This is a genomic window from Promicromonospora panici (assembly GCF_900608595.1).
GTDB lineage: Bacteria > Actinomycetota > Actinomycetes > Actinomycetales > Cellulomonadaceae > Promicromonospora > Promicromonospora panici.
Map to the genome: position 1 here is coordinate 48,712 of NZ_UWYY01000011.1, position 21,201 is coordinate 69,912.

Below are 21,201 nucleotides of genomic sequence, written 5' to 3' on the forward strand. Positions count from 1 at the left end.
GGCGCAGCGTCTGATCCTCGATCCAACATTCGGCTCAGAGACTTCACCCGGCCTGCTGTGCCAAAGGCCCCTGACGCGGCCCGCACCGCCGATACAGTCCTCGTCGTGCCGCTCTGCGATCTCCGCTCGCGGCGACAGTGGAGGGCAACTCATGGGTTCTCGCGAGGTTGCAGCACGCCCGACGTTCGGGCCCCGCGGAATGGCGTGGATGGCATCCGTGGCCGCGACGACGCTGCTGACGGTCGGCCTGATCCCGGTGCACGAGGCGACAGCACGTCCGGAGTCGAGCAGTGTGGCACTGGACACCACATCCGCGCTGTCCACCACCGAGGTTCCGTCCACCCTGTTGGCCGCCGCTGCCGACCTGCCCGGCATGGTGCAGACCGTCGCGCTCACCGCCTCGACGGTATTCGTCCAGATCGCGGGGGACACCGGGCCACAGGTGCTGTGGCGTGACCGTGCTGGTGGAGAGTGGTCCTCGACCTGGGGCGGCACTGATCTTGCGGGCGAGCTGATCGCGGCGGAGAACGACGTTGTGCACCTGCGGCAGGGCGAGAACGAGACTGTCGCCTGGACCCGAAACGGCGGCGGGAGCCGCACAGTGCCGGTCGGGACGAGCCTGGGACGCGGCGCGCAGTACATCGCATATCTCAACTCCATGCGATATGTCGCCGTGCAGTCGGTGGTGTCCGACCAGGACTTGCAACTTCCTGCCCAGTCCCCGGGGAACGGCGAAGAGGGCTTCGTCGTCGTTGGCGACGATGTCGTGACCATGATGAGGACCGACGTCCGGGTGTTCGACATCCCGACCACCCGTCGTATCGCCTGGGACGCTGTGTGCCCGGAGGAGGACTGGCGAGATGCGGCCCTTTCCGGGGCCGGCTCCCGACTGGTGCTCGCATCATGTGGATCGGACGGTGCCATCGGGGCGGCCGACATGGGCGGCATTTACACGAGGCTCGTGTCCGCGGGGTCATTGGAGCGGGGGTTCGTGACGGGAGAGGCTTTCGCGCTTGGCAGGTCGACGGCATCCGGCGACCTGACCGTAGTGCCCGCCCTGAGTGGGATCACTGCTGCGGGTAGCGGAACGCTTGGTCCGGTCACGTCGTTCGACCTGGATGACGGTGCGACTGCTGTTGCGTTTGTCGACGCCCGTGGTGACGTTCGGGCGGCTGACCTCAGCGCGTGGTCATCGGAGCTTGCAACTGAGATCGTCGATACAACGGCACCCTCGACGAGCGTGAGCATCACCGGGACGTCGAGCGGGGACGGGTCGGTGATGGCGAGTCGCAACTACTCGGCATCCATGTCGGCGACCGACGCGGGAACGTATCCATACAAGGCTTCCGGCGTGGCGAACGGCGAGCTCAGGTTCCGGCAGAAGCTTGCTGGACAAAGTACGTTCGGCGGGTACATCGTCACGGCTTCGTCAGTCTCGGTTACCCATCCCGCCGGGTCGACGACCTGTTGGTCGGCTCGAGCGGTGGACCGCGCCGGCAACCAAGGCATCTGGAGTACCGAGCAGTGTGTGGCGATCGACGGCACCCGGCCGACCCTGACCACGGCGGCCCTGCCTGCACGGGTTAAGGCCACAGGGATCGCAACGCCCGTCACTTTCAGGTACTCGGCGAGGGACAACGGCAAGGTCGCCACCTACGACGTCCGATACCACAAGGACAAGGGTGGCACGCAGATCGGCTCGTGGATCTACCCGCGATCGGGCACGGGCATCACTACGCGTTCGTTCACCGTGGGCACCGGGAAGTCGTACCGAGTGTGCTTTTCCGCGCGCGCCCGTGACGTGGCGGGCAATGTCTCCGGCTGGACATCGTCGCGTTGCACCTACGTCGACGGAACGGCGCCGAAGGTCACGAAGGCGACCATGTCATCGCGGTGGCTCGTCCCGATCATCGCGGATGAGATGACCTGGAGGCCCAAGTTCAGTTTCGCCGCGTCGGACGACCAGGGTGTGGCGGCTTATCAAGTTGAGAACCGGTATGCAGGGGGTCGATCCCGGATGCCCACGGAAGCTAGTCGGTACCTCTGGGGCGAGATTCCCGGCAGGGACATGACATTCCGCATGGACCCGGGCGACCAGTCGTGCTGGCGTGTTCGCGCTAAGGACGGAGTCGGGAACATCGGCTCATGGTCGGCCTGGAAGTGTGTCAATGCGCCCTTCATGACTGGTGACCGCTATATGACGGCCGCGGACACCGGCAACTTCGGCGCGACCGTCACGAGCCGATTTGGTGCTGAGACGAAGGGCGTCGTCGGTGTCCGCTCCGTGCGAGTCAAGGTGCAGACCGGACCTAGCTACGGAGTCATGAAGGTGTATGCCGGAGCGGAGTACCTGGGTACAGTCAACGCGTATGCCTCGAGGAGCGGCTCCAAGTGGACAACCCTCAGTACGTCGTCCGGCAAGGTAACGGTCGCTAAGGTGCGGTTGGCCGTGACTGGCACCAAGAGCGTGAAGGTCAGGACGATCTACTTCGTGCGGTGATTCGTGCGTTGTTCTGGACCCGCGCAACCCGCATTAGTTCGACGTAGATTTCGGTAAAACTTGGTGCCAAATGCACTGCGATCCGAGACCTTCTGTTGGTTACGGAAAGAAGCTATCCGCGGTCGCCTTTATTTTCCCGACTGCATCATCGCCGAATCGTTTCTTCTGGCAATTTCAACCAGTTTGCGCTGCCAGCTCTTGGCGTATTTTCCCCTGGTCTTGGAAGCGTGACAGTTCGGGCAGAGTGCAACCATATTGCTGGGAGAGTCATCTCCACCTCCGGCCAGGCCGTCAACATGATCGACTTCGAGAATTGCTTCCCCTGACTCCAACCGGTCAACGGGCATGCCCTCGCACCAGGGCGCTTCGCACTTGTTCTGTGCTCGGAGAAGTACGGCACGTCGAGCAGCTCGGCTGCGTATTGGCCTACGCACAAGATAATCGTGGCGTGACTGATTCGGATCTCTATCGATGGCGCGATGGCGTAGCTCAAGGTAGGACGGGCTGTCCTTAACTTCCGGGCCGGGACCGGCGTTCATGTTGGCAATCTCTGCACGGCCCACTTCCATTACATGTTCCGGCACCTCAACGTTCAACGGGTCGGACACCTTGTGGAGAATCCAGACGATCTCCTTGCGGCTCCTGCCATCGGCATCAATACCTCTGTCCCAACGGCGACCCACGACGGCGCACCAGTACAGGAATGTGAAGGCGCCGCCGAGCGGCCGGTGCCAGAAGCGAATTACAGACCCGCCCTGCAATGCCTCTTCGAGGCGGCGATTCCCGCGTATGAACTTCTGATCACCGTGTAGTCCTTCGCCTCGATATCCGAATGGCTCGAACACAGAGGGCTCATCGTCAGCATAAGACCCGCTATCATCGTCAGAAAAGCAATTGACGACGTCGTCACCTGGAAATCGAATTATCCCCGCGTTTCTGTCACCTCCGTAGGCGCGCCATACGTCGGTTCGGCTGAGGAATTGATCGCCGACTTCTGGCGACTGAAATCCGCCTGCCGTGTGCGCATCCAGCCCGTGCTCACCAAGTAAGCGCTCCGCATTGATCGGTGCGGTCAGGTCCGTGCGAGCATTTGCGGTGATGTCGGTATTCAAGCGGATAATCGCTGCCGCCATTGATGTTAACGGAACGGCCATCTGTCCGAAGCGAATCAACTGATCGTCCGCCTTCTGACGCTTATGCTGCCGTGCAAACTGCGCCAAGCCGGACGTGTAGAGCTCGTCGACAGCCAGCTGTGCGGTCTGTGACAAGCGACCGACCGTTGGCTCCAGCATGCGTACCATCCCCCCGAATCGCTGTTGCGTATAGGCAACGAACCAGGTCAGATGCTACGTGACAGCGTGGCGACGAGGTCGGATCGGGGCAGGCTGGTGAAAATGTCACCCGGTGACGCGGACGATGAACAGGCGGGGAGCTCGTTTGAGATCGATTGCCGCATCTGCGTGTCCGATCGAGCGGGGATCAGGCAGGCTGCTGGTTGATAGCCGAGAGCCTTACCCAACTGCGCGTTGAGGTCGGGGTCTGTTCAAGGCGGAGGTGAGGGCACCGGTCATCAGCGCACCATGAAGGCTCTCGGGCATGGGTATTCGGCGCAGGAGCGTCACAGATGACGCAAGGTTCGTGACCGTAAGGAGATGGGCGGATCTTGTTGGCACTTAGGTGCCACCCTGGGCGCAAGATGGAACCCATGGCGACCACCGGAAGCATCATCCGCGGCATTGGCCAAGTGGCCCTTGGCGCCGTTCTCCTCACCGCAGGCATCGGCCACCTCACCAAGGCACGTAAGGAGTTCCAGGCCCAGGTCCCCAACTGGGTTCCGGTCGATCCCGACACGGTCGTGGTCGGCTCAGGAGTCGTCGAGATCAGCCTCGGCACCGCGCTCATCGCTACCTGGAAGCAGCCCGCCCGACGCCGGTTGGGTGCTCTCGCGGCAGCGTTCTTCGTCGCGGTCTTCCCCGGGAACATCGCGCAGCTCGTTGACCACCGGAACGCGTTCGGCCTGGATACTGATCGCAAGCGGGCACTACGGCTCCTGGGTCAACCGGCGCTCGTCGCGTGGGCCCTGGCCGCGACGCGCAAGTAGGAGATCTCGAAAGGCTCGACCAGCGAAAGGGGCCGACCGAGGGCTCGACGATCAGACGCGTAACCGCTCAGGTCACACCTGGTCGAGCATCCCCAGCCCGCTAGCGAACTCCACCAGCTCAAACGTAGAGTCCGTCACCATCGTCGCCCCAACCGCCCGAGCATCCTTGGCATACGGCCCGACGTTCCCATACAGCACGAACGGCACACTCGTATTCATCGCGCGGACCTTAGCCAGCAGCTGCAGCCCCGCGTCCGGAACGTCGACGTCGGATTCCCGCCGGCCCATGTCCGAGATGATCAGCCCGAACGCGCGCCCGCCGAGAATTCGCAGAGCCTCGCTGGTCGAGCGCGCGATCTCGACTTCCGCGCCGTCGCGTCGCCACGACTCCGCGAGCATCGCGTTGTTCTCGGGGTGGTCGTCGACCCAGAGGATCGACCGGGGCGCGGGCACCGAAATCCGCCGCTCTTGTTCCTCCAGCATCCAGGACGTGTCGTCGGAACGAGGAACGCCCCCAGACTCGTCAGGCACCTGCGAGACGCCCCCGGGCGTCCCATGTTGGGCCTGGTCAGGCTCCGAGCGTCGAACGGCGGAATCTCCAAACGGCACGCTGTCCACATAGTCCAGCCGCCGCTTCAGCGACGCCACCTCGCGCTGCAGGTCCGTGATCATGTCCGACTGCTGGTCCGTCGCCTGCTTGAAGTTGAGCCGCTGCCCACCGATCTCCAGGGTGACGTCGTCAGAACTACGAAGTTTCGACAGAAGCTGCCGGCCAAACACCAGCAGCACGACGATCACGAGCAGGGGCCACAGAAGGCTGGCGATAGCGCTGATCAGGTCGGCCACGGAGGTAAACGTACCGGTCAGGGGACGATGCGCGGAACTGCGCCGATCTCGACCAGCGACGGACCGGACCGACCCGCGGAAGCGTCAGCCCTCCAGCAGCCCCCGAATCTCCTCCGCCCCCAGCGCCCCAGCGAACGCCCCCGCATCGTCGCTCAGCACCGCATCAAAGAGCCGTGCTTTGCGTGCCTTGAGCGCCATCACCTTGTCCTCGATGGTGTCCTCCGAGACCATCCGGAACACCATCACGTTCCGCGTCTGCCCGATGCGGTGCGTCCGGTCGATCGCCTGGGCCTCCGTCGCCGGGTTCCACCAGGGATCGAGCAGGTAGACGTAGTCGGCCTCGGTGAGGTTGAGTCCGAACCCGCCGGCCTTGAGGCTGATCAGGAACACCGGCGCAGACCCGTCCTTGAACCGGCTGATCACCTCGGCCCGCTTCGTGGTGGATCCGTCCAGGTACTCGTACGGGATCCCCAGCTCCGTGCACACCTCGGCCGCCTTCGCCAGGAACGACGTGAACTGGGAGAACACCAGCGCGCGGTGCCCCTCGGCCGCGACCTCGGCGAGCTGCTCGGCGAGCAGGCTCAGCTTCGCCGATGGCACGCCCTCGTACTCCGGGTCCACCAGGGAGGCGTCCAGCGCCATCCGGCGCAGCGTGGTCAGCGCCCGGAAGACAGCCACCCGGTTCTCGTCGAAGCTCTCCAGCAGCCCGAGCAGGCGGGAGCGTTCGCGCTGCAGGTGCGTGTCATAGATCCGGCGGTGCTGGGCGCCCAGGGTCACCCGGAGCACCTGCTCCTGCCGCTCGGGCAGCTCGGGCGCCACCTGCTCCTTGGTGCGGCGCAGCAGCAGCGGCCGGATCCGACGGCGGAGCCGGGCCAGCAGCGGCGTCGAGTCGCCCTCGCCGGCGACCGGCTTGACGTAGTCCTCCCGGAACTTGCTCGCCGACCCGTACAGGCCCGGCGCCACGATCGCGAGCATGGCCCACAGCTCCATGAGGTTGTTCTCCATGGGCGTGCCGGTGATGGCCAGCTTGAACGGCGCCTTCAGCCGGCGGGCGGACTCGTTGGCGCGGGTCTGGTGGTTCTTCGCGAACTGCGCCTCGTCCAGGATCAGGCCGCTCCACTCGACGTCGGTGAACGCGTCGAAGTCCAGCCGGAAGATCGCGTACGACGTGACGATGATGTCCGCACCGGCCGCGACCTTGGCGACGGACGTACCCGCCTTGCGCGCGGTGGTCGGCAGCGTCGCGACCTTCAGGTCCGGCGTGAACTTCGCGGCTTCCGCCGCCCAGTTGCTCACCACGGAGGCGGGTGCGATGACGAGGAACGGCGGCCGGCTGCCGCCCTCACCCGGCGAAGTGCCTCCGCGGTGCTGCGGCACTCCGTGCGGACCGGCCGCACCGTCGGCCATCTCCTGCCGGGCCTGCGCCACGAACGCGAGGGTCTGCACGGTCTTGCCGAGGCCCATGTCGTCGGCGAGGATCCCGCCCAGCCCGTGCCGCCACAGGAAGGTGAGCCACTCGAATCCGTGCTGCTGGTACGGGCGCAGCTCGGCCTTCAGACCTACGGGCGGCGGCAGCGACTCCGGGCCGTCGACACCGTCCGCGGTCAGGGAGACCAGGTCGCTCACCGAACGCCGCCAGCGGTCGGACTGCTCGACGACGTCGGCGACCTGCTCCAGCTCCGCCCAAAGGCCGGCGTTGAACCGGCTGATCCGCAGCTTGCCCGGGCGGTCCGACAGCCGCTGTGCCTCCTCGATCAGGGTCCGGAGCTGCCCGAACACCGGCAGGTCCGTGCGCAGCCACGTGCCGTCGGTCAGCATGAACCGCTTCTTGCCCCGGGCGAGGGCATCGAACAGCGGCCCGAACGGGATCTCCCGCCCGTTGACCGTGACCAGAACGCCCAGGTCGAACCAGTCCAGGTCGCCGCTGTCGGACGCGCGCATGCTGACCACCGGCGTGGCCTCGAGACCGGGGTACTCCGGCAGCCCCTCGCTCTCGACGCGCACGTCCGGCAGCTCCCTGAGCACGGGCAGCACGGTGGTGGCGAAGTCCATCGCCTGCAGCCCGCGGAACACCTCGGGCGCCACCCGGAAGTGCCCGAATCCCGGCACGTCGCGCACCGCGGCGACCGCCCGGCCCAGGGTCGCGGCCTCCGCTGCGAGGTCGCGCAGGTCGCTGCCCGGCTCCAGGGCCGTGGTCAGCGGGTATTCCTTGTCCGACGGCGGGTACGCCCACCGCCACGCCACGCTGATCTCCGCCGGCGAGACCGCTTCGACCGAAGCCACGAGCTCGGGACGAGGCAGGGCCGGCAGCTCGACGCCGGCATCGGCGTGCACCTGCACCTCACGGCGCAGGAGCGGGAGGTAGTCCGCCATGAACTCGTCCACGGCGTCGGCCGGGATGGCGACGTCGGCCAGCTGGACTGCTGCGTGCTCCTGATCCCTGAGCGGCGCCGCCGTCGGGCCCAGGACGATGGTGCGGCCAGAGGGAGACTCCTCGACCGCGAACAGGCCGTGCAGGCCCAGCGTGCCCACGGACGTCGCGAGGGTGACCACGCCGTCGAAGGCGACGGTCCGCTCGAGCCGCGCGCCGCCGTCGGGCAGGGAGAGGTCCAGGGCGATGGACGCCTCGCTCGCCAGGCGGAGCGACTCGCGCTTGGACTTACCGACGAGCTCGATGCCGAGGCTCGCGGCGTCGGCGAGATGGCGCCAGAACGGGCGGGGGAGGACGTCGTCGAGGCTGATCCAGTCGCCCGTGCTGAGGTACCCGTAACCGTGCGGGCTGGTGGCGCGCAGGGCGTCGAGCGTGGTGAACCACTCCCGGACGCTCGGGTCCACGCCGCGCAGGAACCCGTTGCGGATGTAGTTCCACGACGCCGTGCCGCCGACCCACGCACCCCGGTCGTTGCGCTGGACCGGCCGGACCGACAGGGACAGGTTGTTGGCCGACGCGGCGCCGTCGACCCGGAACTGCAGCGCGAGTACCGGCTCGGTGTCGGACGCCGCCGGGGCGGTGGCAGGCGCCGTCGGCACGAGCTGCTGCACCGCGGCCTTCCACGCCGGGACCTGCGGTGCGCGCTTCAGCGACGAAGCCGGCCGGACCAGCGAGGCCAGCCCGTCCGACCCGGACTCGAGCAACGTCGCGGCGATGTGCTTGCAGGCGGACCCGACCGGGCACGTGCAGTCCGAGCCGGCGACTACCGGCGGGCCGGGCTCGTTGGTCCTGAACCCGATGGAGCACGAGTACGTGCTGCGCCCGCTGCCGCGCACCCAGGAGACGAGTAGGAGGTCGTCGGGCAACCACTCCCACGAGATGACCCGGCCCTGCTTCTGGTAGTCCTCGCCGCGCTGGTACGCGCCGCTGCCCACCAGCAGCTTGATGGCCGCGGGGTGGATGCGCGGAGCGGGTATGGGCGAGGACACCACCCCATGGTTCCACGCCCCACCGACACGCCCGTGGAGTTGTCCACAGTGCGCCTTCGATTCCACGGAGCTGGTGACCTCTGGGAGAGTGTCCGCATGAAGAGTCTGCCCGACGCCGGACGGCGCCCGGCCGCCCTGAGCGTCCTGCTCCTCGCTGTCGCCGTGTGGATGTCGGTGCCGCTGCGCCTGCTGGTGCCGGGGACCGAGCTCGATCTCGGCTTCACGGCGGCCAACGCCGTCTACGTGGTCGAGAACGCGGCGATGGCGGGGACGATCGTGCTCGCAGTCGGGGCCACGGTGCTCCGCGCCCGGCGAGTCCTGACCGTGGCGATCGTCGTGGTGGGAGCGCACCTGCTGCTGCAGATCGGTACCGCTACGGTGCAGCTGCTCCAGGGCGCCCTGCCCGAATACCTGCTCGGCACGCTCCTGGCGATGCTCGAGCTGGTGCTCGTGCTGGCCGGGGCGCTGCTCGCACGGTTGCTGCACGGGCCGGCGGCGGCGCGCCGGACGGGCTTCTGGGTCGTCCTGGCGGGCGCCCTGCTCTACATCCTGTGGGCGAGCATGCTTCAGCCGGTGATCGCGATGATGCCCTACGGCGGACCGCTGCCCGGGATGATCAGTTCGTACCTGACGATCATGCTGCTGAATCTGCTCGCCGTCGCCGCGGCTGTGCTCTGCGGCTGGGCATCGCCGGTGACGCGTCGGATCGGTGCGGTCCTGGCCGGCGTCGTCGGCGTGCTCGGGATCGCGGGGGCCGTCGGTGTGATCGGTGACAACGGCGGTGCGTACGGTGCGGTGCAGATCGTGCAGGGCTTGCTGCTGCTCGCCGTCGTGCCGTTCGCTGTGGTCGCCGCCCGCAGGCTGGCGGCGTCTCGGCAGGACACGAGCACTTCAGACACTCAGCCCCAGGCGGAGGCACAGCCCTCTGCAGAGGCCTGAGCCCGGGGCCGACGTGTCGGCACTACTTCGCGGAGCTCGCTCGGATCTCCTCGAGCGCGACGACCTCGAGGATCTGCTTCACGATGATCGGACCGACGGACTCCCAGGAAAGCATCTCGGCGATCACCATGTAGGACAGGTCGTCCCCGGTGAAGCAGCCGCCGCGATGCAGTGCGTTGAGCAGCCGGTGCTTCGGCCAGGGGAGCTCGTCGAGGCGCTCGACCCGCCGCACGGCGGGAAAGAGACGGCCGACGGGCAATGACTTGAGGCGCGTCACAGCGGCGTCCGCAAGGCGGGCGGTGCCGATATCGGTCTTGTTGTCGACTTGGCCGACGTACCAGGCGTCGTCCTCGGCCATGACCTCGCGGAACCATGGGAACACCTCACCCCAGGTGGGTGTCGGGGTGACGGCGGGTGCGTCGGACATGAACGGAAACCTCCAGTCCCTGTGTAGGTAAGTGCATCAATCTTTGCACCGTTCTACCTGCAAAACGGGCACGATAGGTATCAGAGACCGGACCTCATCCACAAATTCACCCCTCCTGCGTTTGCCTCGCGAGCGTTGCCGTGCGAGAAGCCATCGTGCCGAACAGAATCGCGGACGCCATGTACCCCACGGAGAGGGCGACGAATAGCCCGGGTGACCAGCCGGCGTCGGGCACGAGGAAGGCGGCGAGAGCCGCGGCGCCCACGAATGCCGCGTTGTAGAGGACGTCGTAGAAGGCGAATGCGCGACCCCGGTATACGTCCTCGGAGTCGCGTTGCACGATCGTGTCGACGGCGATCTTCGCGCCCTGCGCCGCGAGCCCGAGCAGTGCGGCGGCGGTCACGACCGTGACGAATCCCGGTTCGGGCACCAGGATCAGCTGTGACACGCCGGCCACCAGGAGCATGACGGCGATCCAGGACTGCGGGGCCATCCGCCGGGCGAGCACCGCTGTGAGCACGATCGCGAGCCCGCCGCCGACGCCGGTCGCGCCGATCACCGTCGCGAAGGTGGCGAGGCCGGCAGTGCGGTCGCCGGGTGCGGCCAGGAGATTGCGCGACATGAGAATCGACGCGATGAACACCACCCCGTACAGGAAGCGGTGCAGCGACATCACCAGCAGGGCTTGGCCGGGGGTCCGGCGGGCGGCCAGGTAGCGGGCGCCGTCGACCAGGCCGCGGACCACCACCACTACCTCGTTGTGGATCGGGCCGACGGCGGGGCGCAGCGGTCCCAGCAGCGTGCGGGACATCCGGAGCCCCAGCAACGAGGCGCAGCCCATGACGACGCACGCGCAGGTCAGGGCTGTGGCGTCCTGGATGCGGCCGGTCGGCATGGCCAACCCGAGCACGAAGCTGATGCCGCCACCCAGGAACGCGGCGCCCGCGCCGAGCGTCGGCGTGAGCGCGTTCGCGGTGAGCAGCAGGTCACCCTGGACCACACGGGGAAGCCCTGCCGAGAGGCCGGCGAGGAGGAACCGGTTGACGCTCAGGGCGGCGAGCCCGAGCACGTAGATCGCGGGCGTGACGCCCTGGGCGAGCATGAGCACCGCCATCGTGCCGGTGATGAGCACGCGCACCGCGTTGCCGAACACCAGTACCTGGCGGCGCTGCCACCGGTCCAGGAAGACGCCGGCGAACGGGCCGACGATCGTGAATGGCGCCAACATGATGGCGAATGCGCCCGCGATCGCGGCGGCCGAACCCTGCGATTCCGGGCTGAAGAACAACAGGTTCGCGAGGCCGACCTGAAACATGCCGTCGCCCGCCTGGGAGACGAGGCGCACCGTGAACAGCTTGCGGAACCCGGGAAGGCGCAACAGGGCGCGTAGTTCGCCAAGGACGGTCACTCGCTCACAGTAGTTGTCCTGCCAACCATGGGCGCGGGCCGACGGCGGTCGTGGGTTGGCTTGGTCCGGCGGCCGGTGTCATGGGGAGTGCTATCCATCGCGGGTTCGGAACTCGTTGGATATCCTCCCTGGTCAGGAGCCTGTCCGTTTTGCGAAGGGTGCGCGATGTCGAGGCCGTCTGATTGGTCGCCGGTGGGGTTGGACGCTGACCCCACGCCGGGTGATCCGGTGCTGGTGCTCTCTGGTGGGCAGGAGTACCTGGAGGTCGCCGACTCGATCGACAACGCGGCGTCGGCGATGTCGCGCCTGGATGTCGAGGGCACGATCTCGTTGGCGGTGGATGCGTTGATGGAGACGAAGGAAGAGACCATCGGCGAGATCCGTAAGGCGCACGGCCGGTACGTCGCCGCGGGTGACGCGTTGGTCGGGTACGCGGACGCCCTGGAACGGGTGCAGTCCGAGACCCTGGCCGCGTTGGAGCAGGCGCGGACGGCGCGGGATGCGGCGGATGCGGCGTCGGGATCGAAGGACCGGTGGCAGGAGATGGCCGACTCCGCGACCGACGAGAGCGAGAAGCAGGAGTACCAGCAGAAGGCCGACCAGGCCGGTGATGACGCCGATCAGGCGGCCGGGACGATCTCGAGCGCACAGGGGACGATCGAGACCGCCGTCTCGGACCGGGACCGGGCCGCGGAGAATGCGATCGATCAGATCGAGGAGATCACCAGCTCCGATGACCTGAACGATGGCTGGTGGGAGGACTGGGGTTCCAAGCTGGTGGCCGCCATCGCGGATATCGCCGACATGATCTCCACCATCGCAGGGATCCTCGCGATCATCGTCGCGTTCATTCCCGTGGTGGGTACCGCGCTGGCCGGGGTGCTGATCGTGATCGCGGCGGTGGCCGCCATCGTGTCGGCGGTCGCGAACATCACGCTGGCGGCCACGGGTGAGCGGTCCTGGGCGGAGGCGGGCATCGCGATCGCGGGTGCGGCGTTGTCGTTGATCGGTCTGGGTGGCGCGGCCAAGGCAGCGACTGGGCTGGCAAAGGGGATCAGCAAGGGCGCCTTGAAGTCCGGCAAGACCTGCAAGCTCGGCTTCGGTGCCTGCTTCGTCGCCGGCACCCCGGTGCTGACCGTGGACGGCATCAAGCCGATCGAGGACATCGTGGTCGGCGACAAGGTCTGGACCCGCAACCTGCAGACCGGGTTGGACGAGTTGCAGCTGGTCGCCGAGACGTTCGTGCACCAGACGCTGGCTCTGTACCACCTGACCATCAACGGGTCCGTAGTCTCCACCACGGCCGAGCACCCGTTCATGGTCCAGGACAAGGGCTGGCAGATGGCTGGCAACCTCCGCCCGGGCGATGTGCTGGTCACCCCCCGAGGCACCACCGTCCTGGAAGCGGTCGACGTCGAAGATCGCGACCTGGCCGACATCGTCACGGTCTACAACTTCCACGTCGAGAACAACCTCAGCTACTACGTCCACGCCGGCGACACACCCGTCCTCGTCCACAACAGCCACGGCGGGGCCGCGGACGATGCCACCGAGATCGTCTCAAAGAAGGCGGACAAGTGGTTCGATACTCAGGATGATGCCCGGAACGCTGTGCTCGACGCCTACGGAGTCCCTGACAAGTCTCTGGTGGACACCCACGTCATGTACGGCCCGAACCCGAACATCAGGGGCCCTCAGGGCCAGCCGTGGGAGCAGCTCGAAGCCATCGACGACAGCGGCAACCTTGTGAAGATCGACCACCACGCGAATGGTCACTACTTCGCGGATACGAATGAATACGCACTACCCCATTACCACGGGCCGGAAGGTCACTACTTCTACGGAAGCGAGCGCATATGGTAGCCGCCACATCGATCGACGGCTCTGAGCTGGGAGCGCTGCTCCACTGGCCCGACGAGATGGTGAGGCGTTTGCCGTCTGCATTGTGGCTTCCGGCTGATGTGGATGATGAGCTACCGCTGGTCACCCTGCTCGGTACATCCTGGGAGTCCTACCAATGGTGCGGGCTGGGGACGTGGTTCGCACCAGGCACCGCGCCGGAGCCACCCGCGGGTTTCGCGGGACGCTACAGCGATCTTCAGCATGAGCTCATCGCTGAAGGGTCTCTGACAACGGCCCGCGGGCTCAAGGTGCGTTCGGAGTGGAGCACGCTGAACCCGCGCTCGGGCAGCCTGCATGCATTCCTCTCGGCAATCCGGCAAGCCCGCGGTAGTGGATCGTGTCTCGCCCTCATGGCGCAGGACGCCTCGCCCCGAGCCTGGTACGCGGCGTCCACCGCAATGATGCAGCGAGGCCTGCTCGCCCTCGGGGGGATCGGCGACGTCGATCGCGAGGAGGCGGATCGGTCGGCCTCGCTCACCTATCTGGCGGCGGGGCCCGCGAGCGGTTATGCGAGTGTGATCCCACTGGACCGTCATCCCTGGGGCGGCTACGCGGTCGTCGGTGACCAGACGCTCCTTTCCGCCCTCGCGGAGGCCTTGCCGGACCCTCTGGCGGGCCTGGCGGAGGCATCATGGGAGGACGTCGCAGGGCGCGCGGGTAGTTTGGCTCTCTGAGCCTGGACGTCCACATGGCCCTCGAGTGCGGCCGTCGATCCGAGTTCGAAAGGTCGGCGGACGCACTCCTGAAGTTCATGCCAAGGCCACTTCGTCGCCACCTGAGGGCAGCCCAGCTGCCACAGGTCGGGGTCAACCTGCCCCGTGTGTCTCCCAACCGCCGCCACGCGGCATTCATCGCTTCCGGCGCCGCCCTCGCACTGGGGCTGAGCGCGTTCCCGGCGTTCGCCGTCGGTCAGCAGGTCTCGACAATCTCGACCAGCGCCTTCGGCTCGATCGATGACGTCAGCGGAATCGGCCGCACCAGCCCCCGCGAGACCTTCCACCGCCTCGCCACGTACCCGGTCTTCCAGAACGCTCCCGCGGGCACCGACCCGACAGAGGAAACGGTCGCCGAGATCTCCGCCGTCAGCGAGGACGGCAACACCCTCATCCACACCGACGCCGCAGCCCACCGCATCGGGTTCGTCGACATCAGCAACCCCTCCGCGCCCCAGGGCCTCGGCTCCCTGTCGCTCGCCGAGCTCGGTTCCGAGCACGACGAGCCGACGTCGGTCGCCGTCGTCGGCGACTACGTGCTCGTCGTGGTCGACAGCTCGACGTCGTTCACCGCGCCGTCGGGCCGCCTCGACGTCGTCGATCTCGCGACCCGTACCCGCGTGCGCTCGATCGACCTGGGCGGCCAGCCCGACTCGATCGCCGTCACGCACGACGGCGCCCACGCCGTCATCGCCATGGAGAACCAGCGCGACGAGGACGTGCTGTCCGACACCGGCGAGGGCGAGGAGGGCGACCTCCCGCAGGCGCCCGCCGGGTTCCTGCAGTTCGTCGACCTGGCGGGCAGCAACCCCGAGGCCTGGCAGACCCGCCCCGTCGCGCTCGACGTGGCGGCGCTCGCCGCCGCCGGCCTGGACACCCCGCAGGACGCGGAGCCGGAGTACGTGTCGATCAACCCGTCCGACACCAAGGTTGCGGTCACGCTGCAGGAGAACAACGGCGTCGCCGTGCTCGACGTCGTGTCCGGCGAGCTCGAGAACGTGTTCTCGGCGGGCGACGTCGCGCTGGAGGGTGTGGACGCAGACGACGAGGGCGCCATCGACCAGACCGGGTCCGTCGAGGCCGCCCCGCGTGAGCCCGACGCCATCGGCTGGGTCGACGACGAGCACGTCGCCACCGCGAACGAGGGCGACTGGAAGGGCGGCACGCGCGGCTGGTCGGTCTTCGAGGCCGCGACCGGCGACGTCGTGTGGGACGCGGGCGCCGACCTCGAGGAGCTCGCCGTCCGCGTCGGGCTGCACAACGACGACCGCGCCGGGAAGAAGGGCGTGGAGATCGAGGGCCTCGCGGTGGCGACCCTCGACGGCATCCGCTACGCGTTCGTGGGTTCCGAGCGCTCCAACTTCGTGGCCGTCTACGACGTGTCCGACCCGGCTTCCCCGCGGTTCGTGCAGGTCCTGGCCACGACCAACGGCCCGGAAGGGCTCCTGCCGGTTCCGTCCCGGAACCTGCTCGTCGTGTCCTCCGAGGAGGACTCGGCCGACGACGGCGTCCGCGCGTCGGTCTCGGTGTTCGGCAAGGGCCGGCAGTACGCGGCGCCGTCCGGTTCGACGGCACCGCGGGGCGCGCACGGCCGCTCATCGGTGCAGGCCTTCCCGTCGATCGTGTCGGCCGACGCTGTCACCACCGCCGGAACCAGGAAGCCGATCGGCTGGACCGCGCTCGGCGCGCTCTCGGCCGACCCGCGCAAGCGGGATCGCCTGTGGACGGTGACCGACGCCGCCAAGTCGCCGACGTCGATCCTCTCCGTCTCGACCGCCGGACGGCGCGCCAAGAGCGGCCCCGCGGTGATCGACCGCGAGATCCTCGTGACCGAGGACGGCGAGCCCGTCGGCCTGGACGCCGAGGGCATCTGGGCCCGGCCGTCGGTCCGGGGCAAGGCGGGCGGGTTCTGGCTCGGCGTCGAGGGCAAGACCGGCGCGGAGAATGCTCTGGTGCGCGTGGCGGCGTCGGGCCGCGTGGAGGAGCGCGTGAGCCTGCCCGACGACGTCGCCGCGGGGCTCGGAAAATGGGGCATCGAGGGCGTGGCCGGGACCGTGGACCGGTCCGGCGAGCACCTGTTCGTCGCGCTGCAGCGCGGCCTGACCAGTGACGACGGCGTGGGTGGTTACGCCCGTATCGGACGGTACGACGTCGCTTCCGGCGCATGGACCTGGTTCGGCTACCCGCTGTCCGCCCCGACCGCCGACGGCGACTGGATCGGCCTGTCCGAGGTGACCGTCGTCGACCAGGACACGCTCGCCGTGATCGAGCGCGACAAGCTCAACGGCCCGGCGGCGGCGCTCAAGGCGGTGTACACGGTGGACCTGCCGAAGCGTGACCCGCGTCCGGGGACGGTCCCGGTGCTGAGCAAGCGCCTCGCGATCGACGTCCTGCCCGCGCTGCGCGCCACGAACGGGTGGACGCAGGAGAAGCTCGAGGGCCTGACGATCGGCGGGGACGGCCGGGTCTACGCGGTGACGGACAACGACGGCGTCCAGGACGCGACGGGCGAGACGGTCTTCCTGAACCTGGGCAGCGCCCGCACCCTCTCCCGCTGACAAACACTTTGTTGTGGGCGTGATCGTTGCGACTACGTGCCCGTTTTAGGCGCAACGACCACGCCCACAACAAAGGTGTTCAGGTGCGGGCGTTGGCGTGGAGCGCCAGGGCCCCGTAGGCCGGGATCGACGCCGTGAACCAGCCGTCACCGTTGACGGTGCGCGCCACCGAGCAGTCCGCCGCCGCGACGACGTCGCAGTACGTGCCCGCCGGGAGCGACGTCTGGAACGAGCGCTGCACCGCCGACGCGGTGTTGTTCAGCACCACGTATCCCCGGCTGCCGCGGCCGTAGGCGACGAGGTTGCCGCCGTCGTCCCACCAGTTCGTGACCTCGGTGCCGACGACGGCGTTGTGGAAGCCGACCATGCCGCGGACCTCCGTCCAGCGCTGGGTGCACGTCCACTGCCCGGCGCCGCAGGTCGCGTCCGGCACCGTGGTCGAGGTGGCGCCGGGCGCGCCGGCGTCGTTGTTCGAGAACTCGTAGCCCGAGTACACCGTGGGCGACCCGTACGGCCACGACAGCAGGAACGTGTTGGCCAGCACGTACTTGGCGCCCCACTTGTAGTTCATGGACTCGCCGTTGCGCTCGGTGTCGTGGTTGTCCACGAACACGCCCGCTCGGTTGTACGGCAGCTTTCCGTCGCCGATGAACCGCAGGTTCTTGATCTGCCCGTCGAAGTCGTGCTTGAGCTGCCGCGCGTAGTCGAACTCGTGCGAGTCGCCGCTGCCCAGGTATTCCGACGGCTGGATCGGCTCGCCGGCGGCGCCGATCACCTCGTGCACCCAGAACACGTTCGGGTTGCTCATCCGCGACTTGATCGCCTCCAGGTCCGACGCCGGGACGTGCTTCGACGCGTCGATCCGGAACCCGTCGACGCCGAGCGAGACCAGGTCGTCGAAGTAGGCGGCGAGCCTGCCGCGCACGTAGTCCGAGCCGGTGCGCAGGTCCTGCAGTGCGACCAGGCGGCAGTGCTGGACCTCGTAGCGGTTCGTGTAGTCCGCGATGTCGGTGCGGCAGTCGTTGAAGTCCTGCGCGCCGTAGGTGCCGGTGAAGTTGTCGTCGGAGTACGCCGTCCCGGCCACCCCGGTACCCGACTGGCCGGCCCCGGCCATGTGGTTCACGACGGCGTCGGCGATCACGCCCACTCCCACGGCGTCGCAGGTGGCGACCATGTTTGCGAACTCGGCGCGGGTGCCCAGCTTGGACTCGATCCGATAGCTCACCGGCTGGTACGACGTCCACCACTGGGTGCCTCGGATGTGCTCCATCGGCGGTGACACCTGCACGTAGCCGAACCCGGCCGGGCCGACGACGTCGGCGCACTCCGCGGCGACGGAGTCCCAGGTCCACTGGAACATGTTCAGAATGACGTCGCCGTCGCCGTGCTCAGGGGTGGCGGCCCGGGCCGGTTCGGCGGTGGGTGCGGCCGTTGTCGCGACCAGGCCCAGGGCGAGCGCGGTGGCGAACGTCGTCAGAGTGGCGAGCAGGCGTCGGGGCACGTTCGGATGGCGCGTCATGGCGGCTCCTTGCGGCGTCGTCCCGGGCTGGGGCGCGTGCGGCATTGCAGCGCCATTTCCGGATCTTGCTGCAAGCGTTGCAGAGCCGTGCGGCGACACGCCAGAGGGGCGGGTGAAAAAGCCCCGGGCCCTGGCGTGTCGGGGGTGCGGGTCAGTCCTCGTTGGGCATGAGGATCCAGAACGCGATGTACGCGAGGAACTGCGGTCCGGGAATGAAGACCGAGGCGACGGCGACGACCCGGACCAGAGTCGGGTCCCAGCCGAATCGGCGGGCGATCCCGGCGCAGACGCCGGCGATCATGCGCCCCTGACGTGGACGAGAGAGTGTCGTTGTGCTCATGTCCTCGACGCTATGTTCATCGCCGACGCCTGAGTATCCGGTGATGCCCCGGTCGTCCCCTGATCCGGCCCTGGGAGTCGCCAGGGTGTGCGATGGGGAGTTCTCCCCTTTGTCGGCGCGTACACACCCTGGGATCCTGGCTGCCGGAAGGATCAAGCGATCCACAGGCCATGACCCGCCCGCGATGCGGCGCAGGCCATGGCCTTGTCATGTTGAGTTGTCATGTCGAGCTGGGCGGAGAGCAGCATGGGCGATCTCGTGATGAACGACGAGTTCCTGGCCACGGTCGAGGGTGACCTGGGCCAGATGAAGGACCGTCTGTATGACCCGTTGGACGCGATCAAGCGAGCAGACCCGACGGCGGTGGGCGAGCCGGAGCTCATCGAGAAGGTCGAGCACTTCAAGGACAGGTGGGACCACAGCATCGACCAGATGTGCGAGGCCACGGGCAACGCGCAGGAGCAGCTCCAGAAGATCCGTGAAGGCTTCGCCAAGGTGGACGCGGACCTCGCAGCAGCGCTCGGAGGCGAGTGATGGTCCAGTACGAGCACATCGGTAGCGACCCGACGCCCGGCGACCATGTCGTGACCGGGAGCCTCGCCGACGGCCTGACCAGCGGTCACGAGACGCTGGAGCGGGTCAAGTTCCTGCTGGAGAGCGTCAACGACGGCGAGTGGTTCGGCGAGACGGCCATCGCCTTCCGGTCGATGCTCCACGACGACTTCCGGCCCAAGGTGGTCGACGCCGAGGGCGCGTTCCGAAAGGCGGCGTCGGCTCTGGAGACGTGGGCTACCAAGCTGGCGTCCTTCCGCCGGGACGCGGACACCCTGGACCGGCGTCTCGGCGAGGCCAAGGCCGCCCGGGACGCGGCTCAGAGCGCCTACTACAACCTCCCCGACGGCCCGCGCCCACCGGACGACGCCACGGACGCGGAGCAGCGGCAGTACGAGGACAACGAGCGCGACCGGGGTCAGGCGCGCGAGACCCTGGAGGCGGCCCAGCAGAGCGTCGACGGCATCTGGCGGGAGATCGAGGAGCTGGTCCGCGAGTACGACGGCGCGTCCCGGAACCTCCTCGACGAGTTCGACACCGCCGCCGCGATGGCTCCGGACGACCCCGCCTGGTACGAGAAGGCGATCGACTGGGTCGGGGACAAGTTCGAGGACCTGGGCGACCTGGTGGCCGACCTCGGCGACATGATCCTCGAGTGGGCCGCGGAGAACGCCGGCCTGCTGAACCTGATCTCGAACATCCTCAACGTGGTCGCCCTGGTGACCGGCATCCTGGCCCTGCTGCCGATTCCCGGCGTCCAGGTTCTCGGCCTGATCAGCCTCGCGGCGACCGCCGGAAGCACTCTCGCCTCGTACCTGTCGGCGGCGGGACAGGCGGGATCCTGGAAGGGTGGGTTCACCCCGTCGGTCATCGTCGGGATCGTCGCGACGGCGCTCGGCGTCGGTGCCCTGGGCGCCACGTTCAAGGCGACCACCGCCGCGGCGACGACGGCGGGCCGGGCGGCGCCGACCTTCGGACAGTTCGTCCTTGGACGAGGTCACCAGATTCCGGGTATCTTCACCCTCGCGTCCAAGGGGGGCACCATCGAGTCGACCGCCGAGCTGGGCTGGCGCGCGGTGGACGTCATGTTCGACCAGGGCATGTGGTTCGGTACGACGCCGATCGGTCTCAGCATGATGGGCTGGGACACCAAGAACGACGAGAACGGCACGTACGACAACCAGAAGGGGGTCACGCGGTGACCGTGACGACGTCGACCGAGGCGGACAACCCGACGCGCTGGCGCCTGCGCACCCGGGTTCCCGACGACTGGATCGAGCTCGCCGGCACGCTGACGGCCGAGGAGGCGCTCGGCACGATCCGGGCCGCGCTCGACGACGTCGACGTGCCGCTGCCCGAGGCCGACGCCGGCAAGCTCCTCGCGGGCCTGCAGTCCTGGCGCGACATGTGGCGCAAGGAGCGGGTGCTCCTCCACGGCCTCGTGTACCAGGGCGCCGAGTACGAGGGGCCGACCGCGATCGGCCGGGAGATCTTCTGGAACATCATCGGCACCGTCACCGAGATCACGGCGTTCGACGGTCCGCTGTCGCTCCTCGAGGTGTTGCGGCGGGTGATCGCCGCGAAGGCAGGGATCGACCTCGACAAGGCGTACACCGAGACGTTCGAGACCGGTATCGGCCCCGCCATCGGCCTGACGACGAGCTACGAGGCCACGTACCGGCAGCCGGGCGCTCCGCAGGACGCCGAGCCGGTACGGGGCACGGTCGGGCTCGCGGCGGTCGTGGCGGCGCCGAAGACCGGGGGCCCGGGTCTGGTCCTGATGGGCTTCTCGACGGACCCCGACCAGGTACAGGGCGTCGCGATGATGCTCGCCGCCATGGCCGGTCCGGCGACCATCACGCCGGTCGACAAGGACGGCAAACCGGTCTTCAGCGGCGCCCCGCCGCTCGCGGACATGCCGCCGCTGGACGGCGCCGCGGGCGATGCCCCCGAAGCGAATCCGGCCGGGTGAGCGG

General features: G+C 68.1%; 16 protein-coding genes. 9 read left to right on the plus strand and 7 right to left on the minus strand.

Annotated features, from left to right (window positions below):
- Window positions 1-217 precede the first annotated feature (217 nt).
- Window positions 218-2,500, plus strand: coding sequence for a phage tail protein (locus tag EW117_RS14120; protein ID WP_129787367.1), 2,283 nt, complete (start codon window positions 218-220; stop codon window positions 2,498-2,500).
- A 128-nt stretch (window positions 2,501-2,628) separates the two neighbouring features.
- Here the strand turns inward: EW117_RS14120 and EW117_RS14125 are convergent, their stop codons facing one another.
- A complete protein-coding gene (locus EW117_RS14125; RefSeq protein WP_165362694.1) occupies window positions 2,629-3,792 on the minus strand; it encodes an HNH endonuclease in 1,164 nt (387 codons plus the stop codon).
- Window positions 3,793-4,205: 413 nt separating this feature from the next.
- On the opposite strand from EW117_RS14125, the gene EW117_RS14130 reads away from it, so the two are divergent.
- Window positions 4,206-4,601 carry a DoxX family protein gene (locus EW117_RS14130; RefSeq protein WP_129787369.1) on the plus strand — a complete coding sequence of 132 codons (396 nt, stop codon included), beginning with the start codon at window positions 4,206-4,208 and terminating at the stop codon, window positions 4,599-4,601.
- A gap of 72 nt (window positions 4,602-4,673) precedes the next feature.
- On the opposite strand, the gene EW117_RS14135 is transcribed toward EW117_RS14130, so the two are convergent.
- Together EW117_RS14135 and EW117_RS14140 are read right to left on the minus strand one after the other, a co-directional pair.
- Complete coding sequence (locus tag EW117_RS14135) at window positions 4,674-5,447, minus strand: DNA-binding transcriptional response regulator (RefSeq protein WP_129787370.1); 774 nt, start codon at window positions 5,445-5,447, stop codon at window positions 4,674-4,676.
- Window positions 5,448-5,531: 84 nt separating this feature from the next.
- Window positions 5,532-8,867, minus strand: coding sequence for a DEAD/DEAH box helicase (locus EW117_RS14140; protein WP_129787371.1), 3,336 nt, complete (start codon window positions 8,865-8,867; stop codon window positions 5,532-5,534).
- Between the two features lie 96 nt (window positions 8,868-8,963).
- On the opposite strand from EW117_RS14140, the gene EW117_RS14145 reads away from it, so the two are divergent.
- The gene (locus EW117_RS14145; RefSeq protein ID WP_129787372.1) at window positions 8,964-9,806 is read left to right on the plus strand and encodes a hypothetical protein; all 843 of its coding nucleotides are present in this window, start codon (window positions 8,964-8,966) and stop codon (window positions 9,804-9,806) included.
- A gap of 22 nt (window positions 9,807-9,828) precedes the next feature.
- On the opposite strand, the gene EW117_RS14150 is transcribed toward EW117_RS14145, so the two are convergent.
- Both EW117_RS14150 and EW117_RS14155 read right to left on the minus strand, forming a co-directional pair.
- Window positions 9,829-10,233: a hypothetical protein gene (locus EW117_RS14150; protein WP_129787373.1), complete on the minus strand. Its 405-nt coding sequence runs from the start codon at window positions 10,231-10,233 to the stop codon at window positions 9,829-9,831.
- Between the two features lie 106 nt (window positions 10,234-10,339).
- Window positions 10,340-11,641, minus strand: a complete 1,302-nt coding sequence (locus EW117_RS14155) for an MFS transporter (RefSeq protein ID WP_129787374.1) — start codon at window positions 11,639-11,641, stop codon at window positions 10,340-10,342.
- Window positions 11,642-11,728: 87 nt separating this feature from the next.
- Here EW117_RS14155 and EW117_RS14160 point away from each other — a divergent pair, with 87 nt between their 5' ends.
- From EW117_RS14160 to EW117_RS14170, 3 genes are all read left to right on the plus strand, one after another.
- On the plus strand, window positions 11,729-13,504 hold the full coding sequence (locus tag EW117_RS14160) for a polymorphic toxin-type HINT domain-containing protein (RefSeq protein ID WP_129787375.1): 1,776 nt from the start codon (window positions 11,729-11,731) through the stop codon (window positions 13,502-13,504).
- Window positions 13,498-14,217, plus strand: a complete 720-nt coding sequence (locus EW117_RS14165) for a hypothetical protein (protein ID WP_129787376.1) — start codon at window positions 13,498-13,500, stop codon at window positions 14,215-14,217. Before EW117_RS14160 ends, EW117_RS14165 begins: the two co-directional genes overlap by 7 nt.
- Window positions 14,218-14,363: 146 nt before the next feature.
- Window positions 14,364-16,814, plus strand: a complete 2,451-nt coding sequence (locus EW117_RS14170; protein ID WP_242504289.1) for an esterase-like activity of phytase family protein — start codon at window positions 14,364-14,366, stop codon at window positions 16,812-16,814.
- A 79-nt stretch (window positions 16,815-16,893) separates the two neighbouring features.
- Here EW117_RS14170 and EW117_RS14175 read toward each other — a convergent pair whose 3' ends face one another.
- Window positions 16,894-18,333 carry an alpha-amylase gene (locus EW117_RS14175; RefSeq protein WP_129787377.1) on the minus strand — a complete coding sequence of 480 codons (1,440 nt, stop codon included), beginning with the start codon at window positions 18,331-18,333 and terminating at the stop codon, window positions 16,894-16,896.
- A gap of 151 nt (window positions 18,334-18,484) precedes the next feature.
- A complete protein-coding gene (locus EW117_RS14180; protein WP_129787378.1) occupies window positions 18,485-18,673 on the minus strand; it encodes a PspC domain-containing protein in 189 nt (62 codons plus the stop codon).
- Between the two features lie 246 nt (window positions 18,674-18,919).
- On the opposite strand from EW117_RS14180, the gene EW117_RS14185 reads away from it, so the two are divergent.
- From EW117_RS14185 to EW117_RS14195, 3 genes are read left to right on the plus strand one after another with little or no spacing between them, the layout of a single operon-like run.
- The gene (locus tag EW117_RS14185; protein WP_129787379.1) at window positions 18,920-19,207 is read left to right on the plus strand and encodes a hypothetical protein; all 288 of its coding nucleotides are present in this window, start codon (window positions 18,920-18,922) and stop codon (window positions 19,205-19,207) included.
- On the plus strand, window positions 19,207-20,427 hold the full coding sequence (locus EW117_RS14190; protein ID WP_129787380.1) for a putative T7SS-secreted protein: 1,221 nt from the start codon (window positions 19,207-19,209) through the stop codon (window positions 20,425-20,427). The genes EW117_RS14185 and EW117_RS14190 overlap by 1 nt, the downstream gene beginning before the upstream one ends.
- Complete coding sequence (locus tag EW117_RS14195; protein ID WP_129787381.1) at window positions 20,424-21,197, plus strand: hypothetical protein; 774 nt, start codon at window positions 20,424-20,426, stop codon at window positions 21,195-21,197. The genes EW117_RS14190 and EW117_RS14195 overlap by 4 nt, the downstream gene beginning before the upstream one ends.
- Window positions 21,198-21,201 lie beyond the last annotated feature (4 nt).